Origin of the sequence: Gordonia sp. QH-12, assembly GCF_001578675.1 — a bacterium.
GTDB lineage: Bacteria > Actinomycetota > Actinomycetes > Mycobacteriales > Mycobacteriaceae > Gordonia > Gordonia sihwensis.
In genome coordinates this window covers 138,400-160,892 of the sequence record NZ_KQ969284.1, presented here as the reverse complement: position 1 = coordinate 160,892, position 22,493 = coordinate 138,400, and the positions used below count along the sequence as shown (strand labels likewise).

General features: G+C 68.4%; 20 protein-coding genes and 1 pseudogene. 15 read left to right on the top strand and 6 right to left on the bottom strand.

What is annotated here, in order from left to right; all coding sequences use genetic code 11:
* The first annotated feature begins 69 nt into the window (after positions 1-69).
* From Y710_RS04230 to Y710_RS04195, 8 genes are all read left to right on the top strand, one after another.
* Complete coding sequence (locus tag Y710_RS04230; protein WP_006896062.1) at positions 70-792, top strand: hypothetical protein; 723 nt, start codon at positions 70-72, stop codon at positions 790-792.
* 184 nt (positions 793-976) lie between these two features.
* Positions 977-1,486, top strand: a complete 510-nt coding sequence (locus Y710_RS04225; RefSeq protein ID WP_006896061.1) for an alternate-type signal peptide domain-containing protein — start codon at positions 977-979, stop codon at positions 1,484-1,486.
* Positions 1,487-1,515: 29 nt separating this feature from the next.
* Positions 1,516-2,052: a hypothetical protein gene (locus Y710_RS04220; protein WP_006896059.1), complete on the top strand. Its 537-nt coding sequence runs from the start codon at positions 1,516-1,518 to the stop codon at positions 2,050-2,052.
* Positions 2,049-2,900 carry a signal peptidase I gene (locus Y710_RS04215; RefSeq protein WP_039867285.1) on the top strand — a complete coding sequence of 284 codons (852 nt, stop codon included), beginning with the start codon at positions 2,049-2,051 and terminating at the stop codon, positions 2,898-2,900. The genes Y710_RS04220 and Y710_RS04215 overlap by 4 nt, the downstream gene beginning before the upstream one ends.
* Positions 2,901-2,911: 11 nt before the next feature.
* Positions 2,912-3,580 carry a SipW-dependent-type signal peptide-containing protein gene (locus Y710_RS04210; protein ID WP_006896057.1) on the top strand — a complete coding sequence of 223 codons (669 nt, stop codon included), beginning with the start codon at positions 2,912-2,914 and terminating at the stop codon, positions 3,578-3,580.
* Between the two features lie 7 nt (positions 3,581-3,587).
* Positions 3,588-4,187: a signal peptidase I gene (locus Y710_RS04205; RefSeq protein WP_062366496.1), complete on the top strand. Its 600-nt coding sequence runs from the start codon at positions 3,588-3,590 to the stop codon at positions 4,185-4,187.
* On the top strand, positions 4,180-5,175 hold the full coding sequence (locus tag Y710_RS04200) for a hypothetical protein (RefSeq protein WP_062366494.1): 996 nt from the start codon (positions 4,180-4,182) through the stop codon (positions 5,173-5,175). Before Y710_RS04205 ends, Y710_RS04200 begins: the two co-directional genes overlap by 8 nt.
* 126 nt (positions 5,176-5,301) lie before the next feature.
* Positions 5,302-6,060: a nuclear transport factor 2 family protein gene (locus Y710_RS04195; protein ID WP_062366492.1), complete on the top strand. Its 759-nt coding sequence runs from the start codon at positions 5,302-5,304 to the stop codon at positions 6,058-6,060.
* Between the two features lie 102 nt (positions 6,061-6,162).
* Here the strand turns inward: Y710_RS04195 and Y710_RS04190 are convergent, their stop codons facing one another.
* Positions 6,163-6,657, bottom strand: coding sequence for a hypothetical protein (locus Y710_RS04190; protein WP_062366490.1), 495 nt, complete (start codon positions 6,655-6,657; stop codon positions 6,163-6,165).
* 212 nt (positions 6,658-6,869) lie between these two features.
* Between Y710_RS04190 and Y710_RS04185 the strand changes: the two are divergent.
* The 4 genes and pseudogenes from Y710_RS04185 to Y710_RS04170 all read left to right on the top strand — a co-directional run bounded on the left by Y710_RS04185 (position 6,870) and on the right by Y710_RS04170 (position 11,741).
* Positions 6,870-7,989, top strand: a pseudogene (locus Y710_RS04185) (DUF5931 domain-containing protein).
* Positions 7,986-8,636, top strand: coding sequence for a response regulator (locus Y710_RS04180; protein WP_006896047.1), 651 nt, complete (start codon positions 7,986-7,988; stop codon positions 8,634-8,636). The pseudogene Y710_RS04185 and the gene Y710_RS04180 overlap by 4 nt, the downstream one beginning before the upstream one ends.
* An 84-nt stretch (positions 8,637-8,720) precedes the next feature.
* Positions 8,721-10,694, top strand: a complete 1,974-nt coding sequence (locus Y710_RS04175) for a DUF2339 domain-containing protein (protein WP_197462907.1) — start codon at positions 8,721-8,723, stop codon at positions 10,692-10,694.
* A 102-nt stretch (positions 10,695-10,796) separates the two neighbouring features.
* A complete protein-coding gene (locus tag Y710_RS04170) occupies positions 10,797-11,741 on the top strand; it encodes a hypothetical protein (RefSeq protein WP_062366486.1) in 945 nt (314 codons plus the stop codon).
* 55 nt (positions 11,742-11,796) lie between these two features.
* Here Y710_RS04170 and lon read toward each other — a convergent pair whose 3' ends face one another.
* The 3 genes from lon to Y710_RS04155 form a co-directional block, all read right to left on the bottom strand.
* Positions 11,797-14,241 (bottom strand): endopeptidase La, encoded by a 2,445-nt coding sequence (gene lon / locus Y710_RS04165; protein ID WP_062366484.1) that lies wholly within the window; start codon positions 14,239-14,241, stop codon positions 11,797-11,799.
* Between the two features lie 79 nt (positions 14,242-14,320).
* Positions 14,321-14,995, bottom strand: coding sequence for a VOC family protein (locus tag Y710_RS04160; RefSeq protein ID WP_006896043.1), 675 nt, complete (start codon positions 14,993-14,995; stop codon positions 14,321-14,323).
* Between the two features lie 175 nt (positions 14,996-15,170).
* Positions 15,171-16,295, bottom strand: a complete 1,125-nt coding sequence (locus Y710_RS04155) for an NDMA-dependent alcohol dehydrogenase (protein ID WP_006898017.1) — start codon at positions 16,293-16,295, stop codon at positions 15,171-15,173.
* 191 nt (positions 16,296-16,486) lie between these two features.
* Here Y710_RS04155 and Y710_RS04150 point away from each other — a divergent pair, with 191 nt between their 5' ends.
* From Y710_RS04150 to Y710_RS04140, 3 genes are all read left to right on the top strand, one after another.
* A complete protein-coding gene (locus Y710_RS04150) occupies positions 16,487-17,482 on the top strand; it encodes an alpha/beta hydrolase family protein (RefSeq protein ID WP_062366483.1) in 996 nt (331 codons plus the stop codon).
* Positions 17,483-17,555: 73 nt separating this feature from the next.
* Complete coding sequence (locus Y710_RS04145; protein WP_062366481.1) at positions 17,556-19,706, top strand: acyltransferase family protein; 2,151 nt, start codon at positions 17,556-17,558, stop codon at positions 19,704-19,706.
* Positions 19,707-19,807: 101 nt separating this feature from the next.
* On the top strand, positions 19,808-21,028 hold the full coding sequence (locus Y710_RS04140; protein WP_062366479.1) for an acyltransferase: 1,221 nt from the start codon (positions 19,808-19,810) through the stop codon (positions 21,026-21,028).
* A gap of 35 nt (positions 21,029-21,063) precedes the next feature.
* On the opposite strand, the gene Y710_RS04135 is transcribed toward Y710_RS04140, so the two are convergent.
* Together Y710_RS04135 and Y710_RS04130 are read right to left on the bottom strand one after the other, a co-directional pair.
* On the bottom strand, positions 21,064-21,765 hold the full coding sequence (locus Y710_RS04135; RefSeq protein WP_062366477.1) for a hypothetical protein: 702 nt from the start codon (positions 21,763-21,765) through the stop codon (positions 21,064-21,066).
* Positions 21,766-21,829: 64 nt separating this feature from the next.
* Positions 21,830-22,456 (bottom strand): SanA/YdcF family protein, encoded by a 627-nt coding sequence (locus tag Y710_RS04130; RefSeq protein ID WP_062366475.1) that lies wholly within the window; start codon positions 22,454-22,456, stop codon positions 21,830-21,832.
* Between the last annotated feature and the right edge of the window lie 37 nt (positions 22,457-22,493).

Sequence of the window (22,493 nt, the reverse complement as noted above, 5' to 3'; positions counted from 1 at the left end):
TGCTCCCTCGCACTGTGTCCCCAGAGTTAGTGGCACCGTGGGGCGCTGCGGCGTCCCATCATTCTCGGCATGGCACCCATCGCACGATTGACCTCAACCGCTCGACGCGCAGTCGTCGTCACTGCCGCCGGAGCAGCGGCAGTGTCGCTCGCTGCCATCGGCGCCGGCAGCGCTCATGCTGCGGTCGGCGAGAATCTCGACCAGAGTTGCACCAAGTACTCGCAGGACGGCGGAACCACGTGGGGGAATTTGGACGTCCTCTCGTGGAACACCGACCGCCCGGTCCCGGGCCACGAGGTGAAGCAGGCTTCGTTCAAGATCAAGAACTCCTGCGACACGCCCGCCAAATTCCAGGTGTTCGCCGGCAACTGGGAACTCCCGGGCGGAGGTTCGGCCACCGTCCGCGCGAACGCCGGCTCGGTGAAGGGAAGCAAGCACAGCCTGGCAGGCGGCCCCGGAATCCTCGTCGTCGAGACTGGTCGGCTCATCCAGAACACACCGATCGACGTGGAACTGTTCGTTGGCATTCCACAAGGGGAGACCGAACAGAACTTCACGATCAAACCTGACTGGAGCACCTCTCTCGAAGAGGTCGCAGGCGACGCTCCAGTGGATCCCGTGGACCCGACTGATCCCGGAGGTGATGGCGGTTCCGGATCTCTCGACTCGGGCTCGCTCGGTTCCGGTTCGCTCGGCAGCATGTTCGGCAGCCTCGGAGGCGGCAGCAGTGATGCCGCCAAGAGCGTTCAGGTGAGCCTGAACGCCCCGGCCATCCACGCCGGCGGGCGCTGAACGGCGGATCGGCCAGCTCGCGCACCCGTCGTACGCCGGCCGATCACACAGACTTCGGCCATCCACCCCGGTGAATCCCGGCCGTAGACGGTCACTTCGGTGACCGCCCCCGCGCGGGCATCTCCCGCCGCGCGGGTCACCCTTTCCCACACCTTCGGGTGTCCCGATTCAATTAAGGGAAGACATGAACAAGGTTACGAAGGGCGCTCTCGCCGCAGCCGCCGGCGCAGCCATCCTGGCTGGTGGCGCAGGCACCATGGCGGCTTGGAACAGCAACGTCAACACCAACGGCGGCACTGTCACCGCCGGTCAGCTGAACCTCACCGCGGTCGACACCGGTACCTGGACGTGGGTCGGCGGCACGAAGGATGGCGATACCTTCAACCCTGGCACCGACCGTCTCGTGCCGGGCGACACCGTCCGGTACACGGCCAGCTACAAGATCACGGCCGTAGGAACCAACCTGACGGCGACCCTGACTCCCAGTGTGGGCGGTGTCTCCGGCGATCTCGCACAGTACCTCGATCCGACGACCGCAGGTGGTGGCCCCGGAATCACTGTGACCCCTGCCGACAACAACACGACCAAGAAGGTCTCGACCGACATCACATTCAGAGCAGACACAAGCAACAAGGACGGACAGGACAAGACCGCTGACCTCTCCGGCGCCACGGTCACTCTGCAGCAGAACTAAACCACTCCTCCCGTGATTAAGAGGATTTCGTGAAGCCCCAAATCAAATGGGCGCTCGCAGCGGCGGCGGTTCTGCTGGTGGGATTCATCTCCCTCCAGCAGACCGGCGCCCTCTGGCGTTCGGAAGCAACGAGCAACGGTGGCACGATCACCGCAGGCAAGCTCGACATCTCGGTGAACCAGGGCGGCGTCAAGCAGTTCACGCTCGACGGCCTGACGCTGACTGACGCGAACCCCGGTGACAGCGTCCAAAAGCCGCTGCCGGTCATCAATTCCGGCAACGTAACGATGCAGTACAAGCTGAACTCGGTGGCCGTCACCGGCACCACCCCGCTGAAGCTGCGTGTCGCAGTAGTCGGCAGCGAGGCCGCATGCACCCCCACCGGCGATGTCGGTGAGGAGATCTACTCGGGTGCGATGAACACCGCTGCCACCGCAGCCCGCAACGTCGCGGCGGGTACTACCGAAGTGCTGTGCCTGCGTACCACCATCGCGACCAACGCATCGACGTCGCAGTCGGCCAACGCGACGTTCACCTTCGGCGCCCAGTCGGTCAGCAACTCATGATGTTCAGTCGCGGAACCCATCACACCAGCGAGACGGAGGCGCTTCCCTCCGCAAGCGACGCGGAGAACTCCGACGCGACTCCACCCATCTGGTGGGTGAAGACGATCGCCTCGTGGACGCTGCTGCTCGTCGCGGTCGGCGTGCTCGCTGTGCTCGTGGTGGTTCCGCGGCTGACCGGTTCCACCGCGTACACGGTGCTCACCGGGTCGATGCAGCCGACGTACCCGCCGGGAACGCTGATCGTGGTGAAGCCGACGCCGGGCGATCAATTGAAGGCCGGCGACGTCATCACGTTCCAGCCGGAGTCGGGCAATCCGTCGGTCACGACGCATCGGATCATCAGCATCGTCTACGACGCGAGCGGTAAGCGCCGGTTCATCACCAAGGGCGATGCCAACAATGCGACGGACCCGGTTCAACTCGTCGAAGAGCAGGTCCGAGGCAGACTGCTGTACTCGGTTCCCTACCTCGGCCGGATCAACTCCCTGATCTCCGGCTCGTCGCGGAGCATCGCGGTGTTCGTGATCGCCGGCGGTCTCGGTGCGTACGCGTTGTGGATGTGGATCAGCAGCATCCGCGACCGCAAGAAGCCGAAGCCTCCCGAGAACCCCGAACCCGGCGCCGCTCCGCCCGATCCGCCGATGCCGCCGGCTCCCACGCAGGCGGTTCCGGCGCACGCCGAGGTCGGCGGCCGGCACCCCGCAGGATCTGAGAACCGCTGCTATGCGTGCGGCGCCGATCAGTCCGGACGTCCGCCGCTCGCCTACTCGGCGGTCCCCGATCCGCCGTCGGCGGCGCCGGTGATCCCCAGTGCCGAGATCACCCAACCGATTCCTTTCATCAAGTGACTCCCTCCCGAATGATTAGGCAGAAACAGATGTCCTCATCCAACGAAACTCACGACCGCGAGCGGTCGGGGTCGCGACTGCGCGGGCGCCTCGGCGACACCGGTTGGACGCGCGCCCGAGCGATCGCCTCACTCGGAATGGTCTTCGGTCTCGGCGCCGTCGGCACGATGGCCGCGTGGTCGGACACCGCGACCGCGACTACCGGAATGTTCAGCACGGCGGCCGTCGACGTGCGAATGGATCTTCACGGCGACCGGCCAACACACCAATTCGCGTCATTGGCGAAGCTCAACCTCGCTAAGGGAGCCACAGTCGCGGGTATGCTCCCGGTCAACAACATCGGCGGCAGCGACTTCGACTACACGATGAAGGCAGTCAGCGCCGACAGCGGCACAGCGACATACGGCGACGCGAACGCCGGCACGTTCGCGCAGAATCTGAGGGTGAACGTCTACCGGGGTGGTAGCAGCAATGGAACCGTCTGCAGCGGCGGCACCGCCATCGCAACGGGCAAGGCGCTGACGCTCGGCACAACCGACATCATCACGACCAACCAGCGAGTGAACAAGAACACGACCGACAATCTGTGCTTCCAAATCACTCTCGACTCCAACGCCCCGAATAGTGCGCGGATGTCAGCTCTGTCAGTCAAATTCAACTTCGCAGCGACCCAAGCGTGATCTCGCAATGAGTCAGCAGCAAGCAAGGACTACGCAGCGACGCCGCCGCCGCGAGCTCGCCCTCAATCTCGGCGCCGTCGCGGGTCTGGTCTGCATCGTGATCGCAGTGGTGTCGATGACGTTCGGGATCAAGCCACTGGTGTTCCGATCGGGGTCGATGTCGCCGCAGATCCCGACCGGCTCTCTCGCAGTGGCCCGTACCGTTCCCGCAGCGCAGATCAGTGTCGGCGATGTCGTCAGTGTCGACAACGAGGCCGGAACTCGAATCACCCATCGCGTCGTTGCAGTCGACCCCGCCGGTGGCGACAAGGTCGCGCTGATCATGAAGGGCGATGCGAACCGAGTTGCGGATCCCACGCCGTACCTGGTCGATCACGCAGATCGAGTGATCACAAGCGTGCCGTTCGCCGGGTACGTAGCCGCTTGGCTTTCGAGCAAGACGGCGATCTTCCTCGGCGGCGTCCTCGCCGGGGCCTTGCTGATGCTCGCTTTCGGCCCCCTACGCCGATCCAGCAGCGACGCGTCGAATGACGCACACCAGACCGAAACACTCGATGAGCCCGCCGACAGCAGCGAGGCCAAGCTCCAGGAGGCCAACTGTGGCTAATCTCCGTCAATCAATTCGCCAGAAGCTGCCGTCCACTCGTGCGCTCCTCGCCATCGGCGGCGCGGCCGTCGCCGCGGTCGGACTGGTACAGACCACCGACACCATGGCCGCCGGAACTGATGCGGCGACAGCCAATGTGTCCCAGATCGCTAGTCAGAACTTCACACCGGTACCCGTGGTGAAGGGCATGTCGTGCAGTGGCGGACTCGGCTCCAAAGCGGATCTCCAATGGACCAGCGCCGGCCCCGGATACTGGTACCAAGTGGAACGGTGGGAGGGCGGAAGCAGTCCGGCTTGGTCAGGCGCGACCCCGGACGCGAACTACAATGGCATTTCCCTCCCGTACTCAGTTCTGAAGAAGGTCTATTCCGTTCGTGTCCGGACGCGATACGGCCAAAACGGCGAATTGTCCAACGGATACGCACAGTGGGACATCACCAACTGGTCTGGCGTCACGTACTGCACCTCCAACGGAGGCGGTGACCGAGGTCGATCCAATATCTCCACCTGGCAGGAACAGTCCGACTGGACTCCCGCCGCACCCCAAAACATCGTCAACGACGCACCGGGCGCCCTGTCGAGGATGCGAAGCGCGATGGAGAAACTTGCACCGTCGACGACATCGGACCCGTCGACCAGCAATGCGCCAGAATCAGAAGCCGACCCCACCACGTCGGCGACGAAGCCATCAGAGTCGACGAAGCCGTCAGAGTCCGAGTCTGTCGAGTCGACCACTCCGTCGTCGGCACCCGACACCAGTGCCGAAGCCACCGAGCCGAGTACCGAGGCCAAGCCGAAGCTCACGATCGCTCTCGAAGTGGCGGGCACCGATCGTCAGTTGATCCTCAACGCCGATGGTGTCGAGAAGTGCCGGACCCCGCTTGAGGACGGCGACGTCGCGAGCGTCAACTCCGCCACCAATACCGTCTCGATCACCAACGGGACCACGGTGAAGAAGGTCGACACGGAGACCTGCGCAGTCTCCTGACCCACCCATGCGAAGGCGCGTCCGGTGCACCCCGACCCGGACGCGCCTTCCCCATTTCCGGGCGACGGACCGACGGTTAGACTAGAACGCGTTCTATTGCGATGGTCGACTCAGGAACGGAGTGGGATGGGACTGCGAGAGCAGATGCTGGCCACCGTCGAAGGGTCGCCGGCAGCCGTTGCCGCGCACGACAGACAGCGGTGGCTGTCGCTGTTCGCGCCGGACGCGATAGTCAACGACCCCGTGGGGTCGAGCCCGCACCGCGGAGACGAGCAGCTCTCCCGCTTCTACGACACCTTCATCGCCCCCAACACGATCGTCTTCCATCCGGCGCACGACATCGTCTGCGGCGACACCGTGATCCGCGACCTCACGCTGGAGATCCGCATGAGCGACGCCGTGACGCTGACGGTGCCTGTGCACCTGCGGTACGAGATGGCGTCGGCCGATCTGATCGCGGGCCTGTTCGCCCACTGGGAACTGCCGACCATGGTGCGACAACTCCTCGCCGAAGGCCTCGACGCGCTCCCCATCTCGACGCGGCTGACCGGGGCGCTGCTGCGGAACCAGAGACTCGGCGGAGCCGCCGGCTTCGCCCGAGGGTTCGTTCGCGCGGGTGCTGCGGAGAAGCGGCGGACGCTCGCGTTCCTAGACGCGGCGTGCGCAGAGCGGTCCGGGTCCGACGTACGGGTCGAGTACGGTGCCGGGCGCGTCGGGCCGGTCGCAGACCTGCGCGACGAACTGGACGGCTGGCAGACCGGCAAGTGCCTGGCTGCCGGACGATACGTGACAGTGAGCCTCACGCGCGGCGAAGAACACGCGGTGGCGATGGCCACCTTCGAACGCAGGCAGATCGTCGCGATGAAGGTGTACGTGGCGAGCTGAACCCGCCCTACTCGACGGCCGCGCGGTCGGCGATCCCCATCGCCCACCAATACAGACCCGCGTCGGGACTGGATGCGGAGGCCAGAACGAGGTCGGAGAGGTTCAGATCCTCCCCTCCCACAGGAGCTCGTTGTAGGCGGTCATCATCGGTCCCACGCGGGCGCGGGCCCGAGCGATGTCCGCCTCCGACAACCCGCGCTCCCGCAGCCAGCCGTCGGTATCGGCCTGCCGACCGTGGCCGATCGTAGTGTCGAGAAAGGGCTCGAGCAGCCGCATCCAGATGTCGGGGCGGGCGATCTGCGGAATCCGGTGACGCTCGGCGAACTGCCGGAGGTCGCCCTCACGCAGCTTGGACACGAACAGCGTCTCGCCCGCCGTCGTGCGGATCTCCGGCGGGAATCCAGCCGGGTCGACGTCGCGAATCCCGCCCACCGACAGCACCGGCTCGGCACACACCGAGGCCGCCGGGTGAACGTAGTCGACGAAGGTCAGGGCGTCGTCGCCGAACTCCACGCCGCGCGACCACAGTCCGGGCAACGGCACCCGCGAAGGCTGCTGCGCCGGCGGGCGGCGCCGTCGTCGCGGCCAGAAGATCACGTGCCGAGCGTAGGACATCGATCAGGAGGTCGACTCCGACCGACGAAACGTCGAGAGCCGTCGCCGCTGTGACGCGCCCCTTGTTAGATGGAGCCATGACGACGTCCCCGTTCCGCGACCGGCAGTTCTGAACCGTGGACCGCCGCGCCCTGCCCGCCGCCGATCCCACCGCCCTCTGGCGGGGTCTGGACGACGCCGACCCAGTCGGCCCCATGTGGCGGGCGGCGCAGATCTTCCGTCTCGTCGCCTTCGTCTACGCACTCGGTTTCCAGGTCGCGATCAACGGCGACCTGGAACATCCCGCCGTCACCTGGATCCTGTTCGCCGTCCTGACCGCGGCCAACGTCTGGTGGACCACCGGCTACCTCGCCGGATTCGGTCGCCGCCGGTGGTTCGTCGCGGGCGAGGTGATCGTGTCGGCCGCGATGATGCTCTCGACCGAGTTCGTCGCCTCCGGCCAGTGGATCGCCGACAACCAGACCTGGCCCACCACTCTCTGGATGACCAACGCGGCACTGTCCGCGGCGTTGCTCGGCGGGGCGCGCTGGGGTTTCGCGGCCGCAGCGGTGATCGGACTGACGAACTACTACGTCAAGGGCGAATTCCTGCTGAACTTCGGACGCAACGCGACGGCCATCCTGCTCGCCGCCGCGTCGATCGCCCTCGGCATGGCCGCCTCCCGCGCCCGACTGATGCATTCCCGGCTCACCGCGGCCGTCGAACTCGCCGCGGCATCGGCCGAACGCGAACGGCTCGCCCGCGAGGTGCACGACGGCGTGCTGCAGGTCCTCGCCCTTGATCGCTCGTCGCGGGCGCGAGATCGGCGGTCCCACTGACGAACTCGCGAGTCTGGCGGCCGAACAGGAACGCGTGCTGCGGCAGCTCATCGCGGCGACGCCGGCGCCGGTGGCAGACGGGGGCGCCCTCCTCGACCTCGGACCGGGCCTGCGCGCCCTGGCGACCGACCGTGTTCGGGTCAGCACACCCGGCGAGCGGGTCCTGATCGACGCCGCGGTCGCCGGCGAGGTGCTCGCCGCGGTCGGCAACATCCTCGACAACGTCGAACGCCACGCGGGCGGCGACGCGCACGCCTTCGTCCTGCTGGAAGACCTCGACACCGAGATCGTCGTCAGCGTCCGCGACGACGGTGTGGGGATCGAGCCCGGCCGGCTGTCGGCGGCGGTGAAGGAAGGGCGGATGGGGATCTCGCGGTCGATCATCGGGCGGATCGAGGCACTCGGCGGCACCGCTCGGCTGGAGTCGGCGCCCGGTGCCGGGACAGAATGGGAGCTGACGGTCCCGGCCGGCGAAAGAGAGGCGCAGTCCCGATGAGCGATGCCGCACTGCGCGTGATGGTGGTCGACGACCACCCGATGTGGCGAGAGGGCGTGGCGCGCGACCTGTCGGAGGAGGGCTTCGACGTCGTCGCCACCGCCGACGGCTGCGCGAGCGCGGCCGCGCGTGCCGCGGCGGTGCGGCCCGACGTCGTCCTGATGGACATGCAGATGCCCGACGGCTCGGGTGCCGAAGCGACCGCGGCCGTCCTCGCGGCGCACCCCGGCGCGCACGTGCTGGTCCTCTCGGCGTCCGACGAGCGCGACGACGTGCTCGAGGCCATCAAGGCCGGGGCCACCGGGTATCTGGTGAAGAGCGCGCAGCGGTCGGAGTTGGTCGCGGCCGTCCGCGCGACGGGCGACGGGCAGGCCGTGTTCACTCCCGGCCTCGCCGGACTGGTACTCGGCGAGTACCGGCGGATCGCCCGCTCGCCCGAACCCGACGCACCGACGCTGACGCAGCGCGAGACGGAGGTGCTGCGGCATGTCGCGAAGGGGCTGTCGTCGCGGCAGATCGCGACGCGGCTGTCGATCAGTCCGCGCACCGTCGAGAACCACGTCGGCGCCGCGCTGCGGAAGCTGCAGCTCGGCAACCGGGTGGAGTTGGCGCGATACGCGATCGAGCACGGCCTCGACCAGGAGTAACCGCCGACCCCACGGCCAACTCCCCACACCTTCTGCGTAATTCTGCGCATGTCCGCGAGGCGCCGCACCGCGACGCTGGAAGGCATGACGAACAACAACGATCCAGCAGTCGCGGCGGCCCGCCTCGGCGACGAGCTGAAGAGCATCGCGGGCCGGATGTCGGCGGTGTCGGCCGACTTCGAGGCGTTCACCGCGTCGCTCGCCCGAGAGTCGGAGACGCCGCAGGACGCGGATGCGCCCCCGGTCGCGGCGACGGGACCGCAGCCCGCGCCCCAGCCTGAGCCTGAGCCCCAGCCGCAGCCTGAGCCGCAGCCGCATTTGCAGTACGCGACGGTGCCGCCGACGGTGGGCACGCCGTTCACGCGACAGCCCTTCGGTCCCCAGTCGTACGGGGTCCCGTCGTACGCCCCGCAGCCCTACCCGCCTCCTCCATACGGCCCGCCGTCGTACGCTCCGCGCCCGTTCCCGGCACCGCCGGCCACGCCGGCGCCCAGCCTCGGCAAACGACTCTCCGACGCCGCCGAACGCGGGCTGGTCGGCCGGGTTCTGGCGGCGGTCGGCGTCGCGATCACGCTGATCGGGATCGTGCTGCTGCTGGTTCTGGCCGCACAGGCCGGTCTGCTCCGGCCCGAGCTTCGCGTCGCCGGCGGCGCGGTCTTCGCCGCCGCACTGGTCGGCGTCGGATCGCGGGTCGGACGCCGACCCGAGAAGCGTCCCGGCGCCGTCGCCCTGGTCGCGACCGGCGTCGCCGCGGCCCTACTCGACGTCCTCGCCGCCACCGCGATCTACGGCTGGCTGCCGGAGTCGGCAGCGCTGGTCGCCGGCGCACTGATCGGCGGCGGCGGACTGTGGTCGGCGCACCGGTGGGACAGTCAGGCGCTCGCACTCATGGTGTCGGTGCCGCTGCTGGTCTTCGCGCCGGTGGTCGCGGGCGGCGTCGACGAACTCCTGGTCTGCTTCATGCTGACGTACGCGGCGGCCACCCTGTGGCTGCAGGCCGGTCGGGACTGGACCCCGCTGTTCGTCGTCAACACTGTCGCCACCACGCTTCCGATGACCGTGTTCGTGGTGATCGGCGACGGCCCTGCGTGGTTCCTTGCGGTCACCGCGCTCACCGGGCTCGCCCTGGCGCTCTGCTCGGCGATCATGCTGGCGCCCGCAAGCAGTCGCGCCGTGGTGCTCGGACTCACTTCGGTGGCCGCGGCGATCCCGCTGCCGATGATCGCAGGTCAGTGGACCGCCGGGGCCGGATCGTCGACGGCGGTGATCGGATTGGGCGCCGTGCTCTTCGTCGTCGCCGCGGTGGCTACCCGCGGACCGGCGTCGGTGCCCTTCGTCTGCCGGGTGGTGTGGCTGGCCGCAGGAGCGGTGCTGATCTCGATGGCGCTCGGAGTCGCACTCGACGCCTCCACGATCTCGCTCGGCTTCCTGGCAGGTGCGGTGATCATGGGTCTCGCGGCCCGTTGGGCCGACGATCTGCGGGGCGCAGTGCGGATCGCGGCCACCGTGTTCGCGGGCCTCGGACTGTCGTCGCTGCTGGAGACGGGCGGGGCGCAACAGCTCCTGTATCCCGGCGGGCTGAGTGACTCGGTCCACGCGACCCTCCTCGTCGGCTCACTCCTCGGCCTGGCCGCCACCATGGTGCTGGCCCGCGAATGGGGCACCGCAGCGCCGAGCCGCGCACAACAGATCTGGCTGATCGGCGGCCTCATCGGCCTGTGGCTCACCACCGAACTGTGCGTCGGCGTCGCCGGAGTCGCCACCGGAGGCTCGACCACCGGATTCCGCGCCGGTCACCTCGCGGCGACCCTCGTCTGGTTCGGCTCCGCCGCCGCGGCCCTGATGTGGGCGCGGAGGCTGCAGGGAGCGAGCCGCACCCTCACCCTCGCCACGGGATTGTCGGTGATCGCCGCGGCGGTCGCGAAACTCTTCCTGTTCGATCTCGCCGCCCTCGACGGAATGTTCCGGGTGATCGCCTTCATCGTCGCCGGAATGGTTCTGCTCTCGCTCGGCGTGGCTTACGCGCAGCGATTCACCTCCGAGGAACCCGCGCACTGACCCGCCGAGAATTTTGGCTCCCGGAACGGTCTCACAGACCGTTCCGGGAGCCAAAATTTTGCAGACCGGAACCGATAGCCCGGCACGTGCGTCTAATTGAAGGTGGGGGAAGCACAGTCGACAGCCGATCGTCGGGCGAACAGCCGGTGGTCGGAGCATCCGGAGATCGCGGTCGCACACCATCTCGCCGCTCACGACGGCGTGATCACCACCGGACAAGCACTGGCCTGCGGACTCACCGTCGGCCAGATCCGTTCGCAGGTGGAGCGAGGCCTGTGGGTACGGCAGGCCCGCGAAGTCTTCCTCTCCCTCGCCCACCCGCTGGAGGCCGCCGCGCGAATACGCGTGGTCGCGCACGCGAGGGCGGCCACCATCGATCGCACCGCTGCCGCCTGGTGGCACGGACTGGTCCGGGACGTTCCCGGGCCGATCACCGCCGCGGTGCCGCGCTCGGCGAAGCCGAATGCGACCTGCGGGGTGGCTGCCGACCTCAAGCGGCGCACCTACCCGCACGAAGACATCACCGAGGTCCGTGGAATCCAGGTGACCGGCACCGCTCTCTCGGTTCTCGGCGCGGCGTCAGAACACGAGGAGGGTCTGGTCTTCCTCGATCGGATGATTCAGAAGCGCGTGGTGACCGTGCCCGAACTGGTCGCCGCGCTGGACCGGAACCGCGGCGTCCACGGACTCGCCCGAGTGCGCAAGCTGCTGGGTGTCTCCGCCGACGGCTCGGAGTCCGAGGCCGAACGACTCTTCGTGCGGATGCTCCGCAGCGAACAGATCACCGGATGGAAGCAGCAGTTCCCGATCTGCGGTCGGCCGTGGGACTTCGCCTGGCCCGCCGAGCGCGTCGGCGTGGAGATCCACGGCTACGCCTTCCATCGGCACGAGGACCGGTGGAACCGCGATCTCGCGAAGGCGAACTCGATCGCCTGCCTCGGCTGGATCCCGCTGGCCTACTCGTGGAAGCAGCTCAATCTGGCGCCCGGCGACTGCATGCGCGAGCTAGCCAATGCCCTCGCCGCCCGCCGCGCCGAACTCCTCTGAAAACTCTGGCTCCCGGACAGGCCTGTGAGACCCGTCCGGGAGCCAAAAATTCTCATCACGCCGCGGCGCGCGCCTGTTCCACAGGCTCAAGGGCCTCCGAGACGATCACCGCGACATCCGTCATCGGCTTCACCTCGAGCGCCTCGAGCACCTCGGCCGGAACCTCGTCCAGATCGGCCTCGTTGCGCTGCGGGATGAAGACCGTCTTCAACCCGTTCCGTTGCGCGGCGAGCAGCTTCTGCTTCACGCCGCCGATCGGCAGCACGCGCCCGTTCAGGGTCACCTCGCCGGTCATGCCGACATCGCTGCGCACCCGCCGGCCGGTCAGCATCGACACCAACGCGGTCACCATCGTGACACCCGCGGACGGTCCGTCCTTAGGAACCGCACCGGCCGGGAAGTGGATGTGCACCGTGCCGTTGAGATCAGCCGGATCGATGCCGAAATCGGCGGCGTGCGCCTGCACGTACGAGAGCGCGATCTGCGCCGACTCCTTCATCACATCACCCAGCTGGCCCGTCAGCTTCAGCTGCGGTCCGGCCGCGTGCTCGCCCTTCTCCGACGTGCCCGCCGCTTTCAGCGCCTCGATGAACAGCACGTCGCCACCCATTCCCGTCACGGCCAGACCGGTGGCGACGCCCGGAACCTCGGTGCGCTCGGCGGTTTCCGGAGTGAACCGCGGTCGCCCGAGGTACTCCACCAGCGCAGTCTCGTCGACGACGATCGGCCCGCTCGCTTCGCTCCCGGCGCCGTGCGAATCCGGCCCGCTCGCTACGCTCCCGGCGCCGTGCGAATCCGGCCCGCTCGCTTCGCTCCCGGCGCCGGCCTGCACCGCGACCTTCCGCGCCACCTTCGCCAGCATCCGCTCGAACTGCCGAACACCCGGCTCACGGGTGTAGTTCGCGGCGATCTCACGCAAGGCGCCCTCGGTGACACTCACCTCGTCCGCCGTGAGCGCAGCCCGCTCCAGCTGTCGCGGAACCAGGTAGTCACGCGCGATGGCGACCTTGTCGTCCTCGGTATAGCCGTCGATCGTGACCAGCTCCATACGATCCAGCAGCGCCGACGGAATGTTCTCCACCACGTTCGCGGTAGCGAGAAAGACCACGTCCGAAAGGTCCAGGTCCAGATCCAGATAGTGGTCGCGGAACGTGTGGTTCTGCGCCGGGTCCAGGACTTCCAGAAGCGCCGCCGCGGGGTCGCCACGGTAGTCAGAGCCCACCTTGTCGATCTCGTCGAGCAGGACGACGGGATTCATCGAACCGGCTTCGCCGATGGCACGGACGATCCGTCCGGGCAGCGCGCCCACGTAGGTGCGGCGGTGACCGCGGATCTCGGCCTCATCGCGGACACCGCCGAGCGCCACGCGGACGAACTTGCGACCGAGCGCGCGGGCCACCGACTCGCCGAGCGACGTCTTACCGACCCCGGGAGGTCCGGCCAGCACCATCACCGCACCGGAACCGCGACCGCCCACCACCGACAATCCGCGTTCGGCACGCCGGGCGCGGACCGCCAGGTACTCGACGATCCGGTCCTTCACGTCCTCCAGACCGTGATGGTCGGCGTCGAGGATCTCCCTTGCCTCGATCAGGTCGGTCGAATCGTCGGTCCGGACCGACCACGGAAGGTCGAGCACCGTGTCGAGCCAGGTCCGGATCCAGCCGGATTCGGGGCTCTGATCACTTCCTCGCTCGAGCTTCCCGACCTCCCGAAGAGCGGCCTCACGGACCTTCTCGGGCAGATCGGCGCCCTCGACGCGAGTCCGGTAGTCCTCGGCACCGTCCGGCTCGTCCTCCCCGAGTTCCTTGCGAATGGCGTTGAGCTGCTGGCGCAGGAGGAACTCCTTCTGCGTCTTCTCCATGCCCTCGCGCACGTCGGCCGCGATCTTGTCGCTGACCTCTGTCTCCGCCAGGTGCTCCCCGGTCCAGTCGATCAACAGCCGCAGCCGCTCGTCGACGTTCTCGGTCTCCAGCAACCGACGCTTGCGCTCATCGCTGATCCACGACGCGTAGCCCGAGGTATCGGCGAGCGCGGACGGATCGGTGAGGCGGTTGACGGCGTCGATCACCTGCCACGCCTCCCGGCGCTGCAGCATCGCGAGCACCACCTTGCGGTACTCGGCGGCCAGTTCGCGGGTGGTCTCGGTGGGTTCGGTCTCCTCAACCAGCTCCACCTCCACCCACAGCGCCGCACCCGGACCGGTGGTTCCGGCACCGATGTGTGCGCGCTGCTCGCCGCGGATCACCGCGACGTGGCCGTCTCGGCCCTGCATGCGACCGACCTGCACCACCGAGGCGATCACGCCGTGTGTCGGGTAGTGGCCGTCGAGGCGCGGGGCGATCAGGATCTTGCCCGCACCGGGTTCTGCGCTGTCGCTCGCGCGGGCCGCGTCGACGGCGGCCTGCGCGGCATCGTCGAGCGGCACGGGCACCACCATCCCGGGCAGCACCACGAGATCGGGAACGAACAGCACGGGAACGGAAATGTTCTCAGACATCACACCTCCAAAGTTCAGTCTGCTCGACTCAACCGAGGGTGCCCTTTGTTTGTTCCGGAACGGTGTTCGCCCTGGGCGATCAGGCCGTGGCCCCTCCGGCGTCGGCACGGCGAGGTTGCGCCGACAGCGGCTGACCCGATGTCAGACTCGCCGGTGACCAGGCGAAACCGTCGGGATCGACGAATGCGTCGGCATCGGAACCGACGACGAGCCGGTGCGAACCGCTGCCCTCCGGCGGCACACCCGCGTCCTTCGCCGCGCCCTTCCTGCCGTACAGGGCGAGGGTGACGGCGCCGTCGGCGGCCTCGAACTCGACGTACTTGCGGCCGTAGCTCTTCGCCACCGTGAGCCCGTGGTCGACGTAGAAGGCTTTGCTGGCGGTGATGTCGGAGGTGCCGAGCAGCAGTACCAGGGAGTCGACCACGCGCAAGGGCGCACCGGTGGACTTCTTCGACGACGCCGCGATCTTCCACAGGGTGCCGTCCGGTGCCTGAAGCACACCGCCGTATCCCCAGAACGACTTCTTGGCGGGCTTGACGACGCGCGCGCCCGCCGTGATCGCCGGTTCGATGAAGGAATCGACGACCGCGGGGTCGGCGACCACGAGGGAGATCACGAATCCGCGGAAGCCCGACGTCGGCGGCGTGGCCTGTTCGAAGCGCAGACGGTCGCCGATCCCGAACGCCTCGTCGTAGAAGGACTTCGCCGCCTCGACGTCGGCGACCTGCAGGGTGAGTGTGTTGATGTTCGTCATACGACTGACGCTACGAGTGCACGGTTCGCGATGCTTCTCGAAAACTGCTCGATGGGGTGGGGTGGGTGGGCGAGCGGGGCGGCGGTGGTGGTTTCGACTCGCTCCGCTCGCTCAACCAGCCTGAGAGGGCGCTCGCTCAACCGGCCTGAGAGGGTCCTCGCTCAACCAGCCGCGACTACCAGTCGGCCTCGTCGAAGACCACCATGCCGCGGATGTTGTGGCCCTCGAGCATGTCGTCGTAGGCCTTGTTGATCTCTTCGAGGCGGTAGGTCTGGGTGACGAGGTCGGCGAGGTTCAGCTTGCCCGCCCGGTACTCGTTGAGGAGCTTCGGCACCTGAGTGCGCGGGCCGGCGCCGCCGAAGATGGCCCCCTGCACCCGCTTCTGCATCAGCGTCAGATCGAAGAGGTTGAGTTTGACGTCCATCGCCTGGAAGTCGCCCATGCCGACCACCACGGTCTGGCCGCCCTTGGCGGTCATGGCCATCGCGGGCGCGATGTACTCGCCCTTGATCTCGCCGACGGTGAGGATGACCGTGTTCGCCATGGTTCCCCATGTCATCTCTCCGACCGCCGGGATCGCCTCCTCCATGCTCTCGAAGGTGTGCGTGGCGCCGAGCTTCTCGGCCATGTCTCGCTTGAACTTCACCGGGTCGACGGCGACGACGTGCCGGGCGCCGGCCGCACTGGCGCCCTGGACGGCGTTGATTCCGACTCCGCCGATGCCGACGACGACCACCGTGTCGCCGACCTTGGTTCCGCCGATCTCGGTGGCCGAACCCCAGCCCGTCGCGATGCCGCAGCCGAGGAGCGCGGCCTGCTGAAGCGGGATGTCGTCCTCGATCTTGACCAGTGACGCCTGATTGACGGTGATGTACGGAGAGAAGGTGCCGAGCAGACACATCTGGGTGAGGCCCTCACCGTTCATCGTCACCCGGTGGGTCTTGTCGGAGATCGCCTTGCCGGTGAGCAGGCCGGCTCCCTCGTCGCAGATGTTCTGCTGGCCCCGCGAACACGGTCCGCACACACCGCAGGCGGGGATGAAAGCGGTGACCACGTGGTCGCCCTCCGCGAAACGAGTGACGCCCTCTCCCACCTTCACGACGACGCCCGCACCCTCGTGGCCTCCGACCACCGGCATCGGCGCCGGACTCTGGCCGGTCCGCAGGTGATGGTCGGAGTGACACAGTCCCGAACTGACGAGCCGGACCTGGACTTCACCCGCGACGGGGTCGCCCAACTCGACTTCTTCGATCTTCCAGTCCTCGTTGACACCGTGCAGAACCGCGGCCTTCGTCTTCATCGCGTCACGCTTTCTTCTCGACTGTGCCGCGCGTCACCTGCGCGCGGCTGACTCCATGGTGCGTCGGACTCGGTGCCGTCAGGCGAGATTGGGCGTATCGGTGGTAACGACTGCGGATTCTTCCGCGATCTCCTGCGGGACGAGAGGTACTCGTCTGCGAACTGTCAGCGGCGACGCAGAGAATCGAGGCGATGAAGTTCAAGCGCGACCACCCCGTCATCGTCGGCGTGGTCTCCACTCTGCTCGCGGCGGCCGCGCTGCTCGGCGTTCTGCTGTGGCAAGCGGGGCCCGGCTCATCGCCGCACGGCGCACCGGCAGCGCACCGAAGCGACTCGACCATCACCCCGGCGGCGCATCGAGCCGTCGTCACGTCGGCCGAGCCCTTCCTCCAGCGCATCGCGTATCCGGCCGCGCACGCCGACCCCACTCAGAACTACGCCGACCTCTATCTGCCGACCGTCTCACCTGCCCACCCGAGGCTTCCGCTGGTGGTGCTGGTTCACGGAGGCGCCTGGGCGCGCGGTGTCGGTGCGCACAGCTTCGACCGTCTGGCACGCGACCTCACCGCCCGCGGCCTGGCCGTCTACAACGTGGAGTATCGGCGCCTGGGGAGCGGCGGCGGCTGGCCCGCCACGTTCACCGACGTCGCTGCCGCTCTCGACGATCTGCCCGCCGTGATCCGCGCGCATCCGCAGATCACTCTGCGGAACTCGGTGCTCGCCGGCCACAGCGCCGGCGCCCAACTCGCGGTGTGGTCCGCACTCCGCACTGCCGACGATCCCGGTCTCGGTCTCGGCCCTCCGCGCTGGCGGCCGTCGACGGTCATCAGCGTGTCCGGGCCGCTCGACATGGTGTTCTCCGCCACGCACGGCGACTCCCGTGTGATCCGCGCCCTCGGCGGACCGCCCAGCGCGGTCGCCGACCGCTACCGCGCCGTGGACCCGCTGGAACTGGCCGCTGATGGCGACGAGGCGTCCGCGCCCGAGATCGTAGCGGTGCACGGCACTGCCGACCGACTCGTGTCGGCGGTCAACTCCGAACGATTCGTCGCCGAGTACCTGCTGCACCGGGGGCACGGTCGACTGCAACTGCTGCCCGGTGCGACGCACACATCGATGTTCGAGGCGCATTCGGCTGCCTACCGTTCACTGATCGACTTGATCGCCGCAGAAGCGCTTCGTCCATGACCGCTGGCGCAGCCGGCCGCCGCCGCGCGTTGCGAATGGAAATCGCCGGGACGATCCCAGTAGCATCCGGCGTGTGAAGTCTGCTGGAACCGACGTTACGGCGGGACCGCCGACTCGACACAACGAAGACGCCGCCACCGGGAACACCTCCGGTTACCGGCCCGACCTCGACGGGTTGCGCGGCATCGCGATCTTCCTCGTCGCCGTCTTCCACGTCTGGTTCGGCCGCGTGTCCGGCGGCGTGGACGTCTTCCTCACGCTGTCCGGCTACTTCTTCGTCGCCTCGCTGCTCAAGCACGTGATCCGAACCCAGCCGGCCGATGTCTCCTGGCGCGCGGCGGTGGATCCGTGGCCCCGGCTAAGCCGGCTGCTGCGGCGCCTGCTTCCGGCGATGTTCCTGCTGCTCGCCTTCATCGCGGCAGGCGTCTGGTGGCTCATGCCGAGCACCCGCTGGGGTCCGCTCGGCGAGGAGATCATCGCCTCGGCCTTCTACTACCAGAACTATCACCTGGCCTTCCTCTCGCAGGACTACGGCGCCGCAGACTCCGCGATCAGCCCGATGCAGCATCTGTGGTCGATGTCGATGCAGGGCCAGTTCTTCGTTCTGACCCTCCTCACCGCGCTCGCCCTGGGCGGCCTCCTCAAATGGGGTGCCGCACGCTGGGAGGCACTGGCCCGCCCGAACGTGATCCGCGCGATCGTCGGGACGTCGCTGCTCGCGGTGACGCTCGTGTCCTTCGCGTGGGCCAACTACCGGCACGGGATCAACCAGCCGTTCAATTACTACGACACCGTGGCCCGCATGTGGGAGCCGCTGGCCGGCGGTCTGCTCGCCGTCTGGATGCCCAGGCTGCGCCTGACGAACTGGCTGCGCACGCTGCTGACGGTGTTCGCCGTCGCGATGATCGCCTCGTCCGGATTCTGGATCGCGGGCGTCCAGGAGTACCCGGCCGTCATGGCGCTGGTGCCGGTCGGATCGACGCTCCTGCTGGTCTGGGTCGGTTCGTCGGCCACCGCGACGCGGGCGGTCCCCGGCAACGACCTGAGCCCCGGCGGCCTGGTCCTGGCCCACCCGTGGATCGTCTGGCTCGGTTCCATCGCGTACTCGCTGTACCTGATCCACTGGCCGCTGCTGATCTTCTACATGAACTGGCGATTCGTCGACGCTGTGAACTTCGCCGAGGGCACCGCGATCCTGGTGGTCTCGGTGATTCTCGCCTGGTTGATGACGAAGTTCGTCGAGACGCCGCTGCGCGCGGGACGCGGCGGCGGCTTCTCGGCGGGCTACCGGCGCGGGCTCACCGCGATCCTCGTCGTCGCCTCGGTCTTCGCCGTGGCGAGTGCCGGTTACTGGCAGCACCGCCAGAGTCAGATGATCGTCGACACCACCAATCTCGACCCCCGCGAGTATCCCGGTGCCCGGGCCCTCCTGGAGGGTGCGCCGAGTCCGGCCGTGCCGGTGGCGCCGTCGCCGGAGGCCGCCGCGGAGGACTGGCCGCTGAGCCACTGGGACCACTTCTCCAACTTCGGCGATCCCGCGATCAAGGTCGGCGTGTACGGCGATCCGCAGGGCGCGCACACCGTCGCCGTGGTCGGCGGCTCGCATTCCGAGCACTGGATGACCGCGCTCGACAAGATCGGCAAGAACCGCGGTTTCCGCGTCACGACGTACATGAAAGCGGGCTGCGCGCTCTCGACCGAGGCCGAGGTGGAACTCGACGGCCGCACCCTCACCGAATGCAACGAGTGGTCGCGGGCGGTGGTCGACAAGCTGGCCGTCGACCGGCCCGACGTCGTCTTCACCACCGCCACCCGGCCCGCCCCCACCGGGCAGAACGGCGACGTGGTGCCGCGCGGCTACGTCGACTACTTCAAGGAGTTCCGCGACCGCGGGCAGAAGGTGGTCGCCGTACGCGACACCCCGTGGGCGCACGGACCGCTCTCGCCTCCGGAGTGCATCGCTTCCGGCAAGCTGCCGCGTGTGTGCGGCGTGGAGCGGTCACGGGCGCTGTCGCCGGTGAACCCGGCCGACGCGCTGATCCCGGATTTCCCGAACATGACCTTCCTGGACTACAGCGACGGTTTCTGCAACGACACCTACTGCCCGGCTGTGGTCGGCAACATCCTGGTGTGGCACGACTACCACCACGTCTCCACCGCCTTCATGCGCAGCCTGGCGCCGTTCCTCGACCGTGACCTGCAGAAAGCCACCGGCTGGTGGTAGCGGGACCGACACCGGCCCGGCAGCGGGCACACAGTGAGTGCACAGGGTGGGCTGTTAGCGTGTCCGATTGATCCGCTCCCCCGCAACCGTGAGGTCACCCGATGTCGTCCACAGCTGTCCTCCCCGAGGCGGCTACCCCGACCGTTCCCGCCGTAGGCTCCGCGCCGCCGGCGCCGGCGCCGGCGCCGGCCAAACGCCCTTACCTGCATCACGTCGACCTGGTGCGCACGATGACCTTCGCCCTGGTCATCTTCGTGCACACGCTCACGTCGACGACCGCCGAGTTCACCAGCATGGGCACCAACGGGACCGCGCTGCTGTTCCACTCCACCCGGAACATCTTCTTCGCGCTCACCGGCTTCGTGCTCATGTACCAGTACCTCGACCGTCCCGACTTCCGCGCCACGTCGTTCTGGCGGCGCCGGATCAAGCTGGTCATCGTGCCCTACCTGGTGTGGTCGGTGCTGTACTGGACCATCGAGGGAATGTGGGCGAGCGGACGCCTCGGTGACGTCCCGGGCAGCCTGGATGAGTTGTTCGACCGCATCAAATGGGGGACGGCCGCCTACCACCTGTACTTCCTGTTCGTGATGCTGCAGGTGTACCTGTTGTTCCCGCTGATCCGCCGGCTGGTGGCGCGTACCCGCGGCCGGCACTGGTGGCTGCTCGGCGCGAGCGCGGCGCTCCAGATCACCGTCTTCAGTCTCATCTGCTACTGGACTCCGCCGACCGGGATGGCCGAGCTGTGGAGCCATCTGTACGCCACCGTGGTGCCCTACCAGCTGCTCATCATCCTCGGTGCGCTGGCCGCCGACCACCGGGAACGCATCGGGCAGTGGCTGCGAGGGCGCGGCGAACTGCTCGGCTGGCTCCTGCTGGGCACGGGTCTGCTCGCCGTCGGCGCCTACGTGCACCGGGTGCTGTTCTCCGGTGCGCCGATCAACGATCCGGGCAGTCCGTTCGAGCTGACCTTGCTCCCGTTCATCGTGGTCGCGGCCATCAGCGTGTACGCGACGGGACTGCACTGGGCCACGTTCCACCGTGAGCGGACGCCGATCATGGCGAAAGTGGTCGCCTACGCGTCCAACCGGTCGTTCCCGGTGTTCCTGGTACACGTGATGGTGCTGTTCTTCCTGCTGCGCCCGGTCACCGACGACGGCCAGAAGTGGCTCGTCGCCCACATCCCGCAGCCGCTCGCGACGTTGACGGTGTACGTCAGCACACTGGCGATCTCGCTCGCCGTCGTCGAAGTACTGCGCCGACTCCCGGGGTCGCTGTACCTCACCGGACGCCCGCGGCTTCCGTTCCGGCCGACGATCTGACCCGCCGGACCGACCGTCGTCGGCGCGGCTCGGACTCAATCGCGCAACCGGCACACCACGGCGGCAGCGTGGCCCGACCCGTTCGCGGTCACCAGCACCACCTCGGAGTGCCCGCCGGCGCGCGCGTCGATGAGCCCCTCGATCGGCGCGGCGGCGTGCGTCGACAGGCTCGTCGCCACGAACCGACGGCCGGCCGCGAGCCGGATGCCTCCGGGCGCCACGGCCACGATCGGCAGATCGTCACCGACCGCGGTCAGCACCCGCTCGACTGCGGCATGCGTACCGTCCGAGTCGGCGCTCGACCGCAGAGCCGAACCGTTCCGGTCGCCGCGGCGGTGTCCCGGCTGCGGGGTGCCGGTCAGCACCGCGGCCGCTCCCGCGACCACCACCAGCACCGCGCCGTGCGTCTGCGCCAGCATCGACGATCCCACCGCGATCGACGACGGCACCCCGCAGCCGTCGTCGACCACATCGAGTGCGCGCACCGCAGGGGCTCCCCCGAGTCCCAGTTCGTCGCGCACCCGCTCGGCCGACCAGGTGTCGCCGGCCGGCGGCCTCACGTGGATCACCGCGACCACGTCGCGGACCTCGAGCCCCGCGTCGCCGAGCGCGGCGTGCGCCGGTCCGAGACGGCGGTCGTGCGACGCGCCGGTCGCGACCGCCAGACCCGAGACCCGGACCTGGCCGGCCGATGCGGCGGCCGCACTCGCGCCGCTGCGGGCGGGGTTGTCAGGCATGGACTCACGCTACGGCGGGCGACGGCGGCGATACGCCGTCCGAATGACCGCCGCAGCCCGCGGCTCAGCGGCGTGCGCGGACGGTGTCGATCACCGCGCGCGGCCGTGAGCCGAGCGCCTCGCGGAGCTGGTTGCGGACCAGGCTCAGCGGCGAGCAGCGGTCGCACGCCGCCACCACGCCCAGCGCGTCGACATCCCACGCGCGGCACAGCGTCACCGCGCGCGCCACGTGGAAGTTCTGCGTCACGATCATCGCGGAGCGGACGTCGTACATCGTCGCGGCCCGGCGGCACGTGGCGTTGGTGTTCACCCCGAGCGGATCGTCGACGATGCTCGTCGACGGCACTCCGAGGGCCTGGAGGTACGCGCGCATCACCCGTACCTCGTTGCCCGCGGAGTCGGCGTCGTTGCCGGATACGACGATGCGGTCCACGCGGCCGGACCGGTAGGCGTTCACCGCCACGTCGAGCCGCGGCCCGACGTAGTCGCCGACCTGCCCGTCGCGGACCTTGGCTCCGAGCACGATCATGGTGCGGGGCGCGTCGTCCGGGATCTCGGAGGCCTGCACCACTCGTCCCCGCGCACCCACTGCCATCCACACCGACGCGATCGTGACGACCGCTTCGACGGCGATCACTGACAGCAGAATCACCGGAATCAGACGCCGGATCGCGGGGGAACGCAGGGGCACCGGTCCAACCTAGACGCAGCGCCGGCCACCCGGGCAC

What these genes read in the sequence shown, in the direction of transcription:
- Y710_RS04230 (WP_006896062.1), top strand. Translation starts at nt 70, where the DNA reads ATGGCACCCATCGCACGATTGACCTCAACCGCTCGACGCGCAGTCGTC.
- Y710_RS04225 (WP_006896061.1), top strand. Translation starts at nt 977, where the DNA reads ATGAACAAGGTTACGAAGGGCGCTCTCGCCGCAGCCGCCGGCGCAGCC.
- Y710_RS04215 (WP_039867285.1), top strand. Translation starts at nt 2,049, where the DNA reads ATGATGTTCAGTCGCGGAACCCATCACACCAGCGAGACGGAGGCGCTT.
- Y710_RS04210 (WP_006896057.1), top strand. Translation starts at nt 2,912, where the DNA reads ATGATTAGGCAGAAACAGATGTCCTCATCCAACGAAACTCACGACCGC.
- Y710_RS04205 (WP_062366496.1), top strand. Translation starts at nt 3,588, where the DNA reads ATGAGTCAGCAGCAAGCAAGGACTACGCAGCGACGCCGCCGCCGCGAG.
- Y710_RS04195 (WP_062366492.1), top strand. Translation starts at nt 5,302, where the DNA reads ATGGGACTGCGAGAGCAGATGCTGGCCACCGTCGAAGGGTCGCCGGCA.
- Y710_RS04180 (WP_006896047.1), top strand. Translation starts at nt 7,986, where the DNA reads ATGAGCGATGCCGCACTGCGCGTGATGGTGGTCGACGACCACCCGATG.
- Y710_RS04175 (WP_197462907.1), top strand. Translation starts at nt 8,721, where the DNA reads ATGACGAACAACAACGATCCAGCAGTCGCGGCGGCCCGCCTCGGCGAC.
- lon (WP_062366484.1), bottom strand. Translation starts at nt 14,241, where the DNA reads ATGTCTGAGAACATTTCCGTTCCCGTGCTGTTCGTTCCCGATCTCGTG.
- Y710_RS04160 (WP_006896043.1), bottom strand. Translation starts at nt 14,995, where the DNA reads ATGACGAACATCAACACACTCACCCTGCAGGTCGCCGACGTCGAGGCG.
- Y710_RS04155 (WP_006898017.1), bottom strand. Translation starts at nt 16,295, where the DNA reads ATGAAGACGAAGGCCGCGGTTCTGCACGGTGTCAACGAGGACTGGAAG.
- Y710_RS04150 (WP_062366483.1), top strand. Translation starts at nt 16,487, where the DNA reads ATGAAGTTCAAGCGCGACCACCCCGTCATCGTCGGCGTGGTCTCCACT.
- Y710_RS04140 (WP_062366479.1), top strand. Translation starts at nt 19,808, where the DNA reads ATGTCGTCCACAGCTGTCCTCCCCGAGGCGGCTACCCCGACCGTTCCC.
- Y710_RS04135 (WP_062366477.1), bottom strand. Translation starts at nt 21,765, where the DNA reads ATGCCTGACAACCCCGCCCGCAGCGGCGCGAGTGCGGCCGCCGCATCG.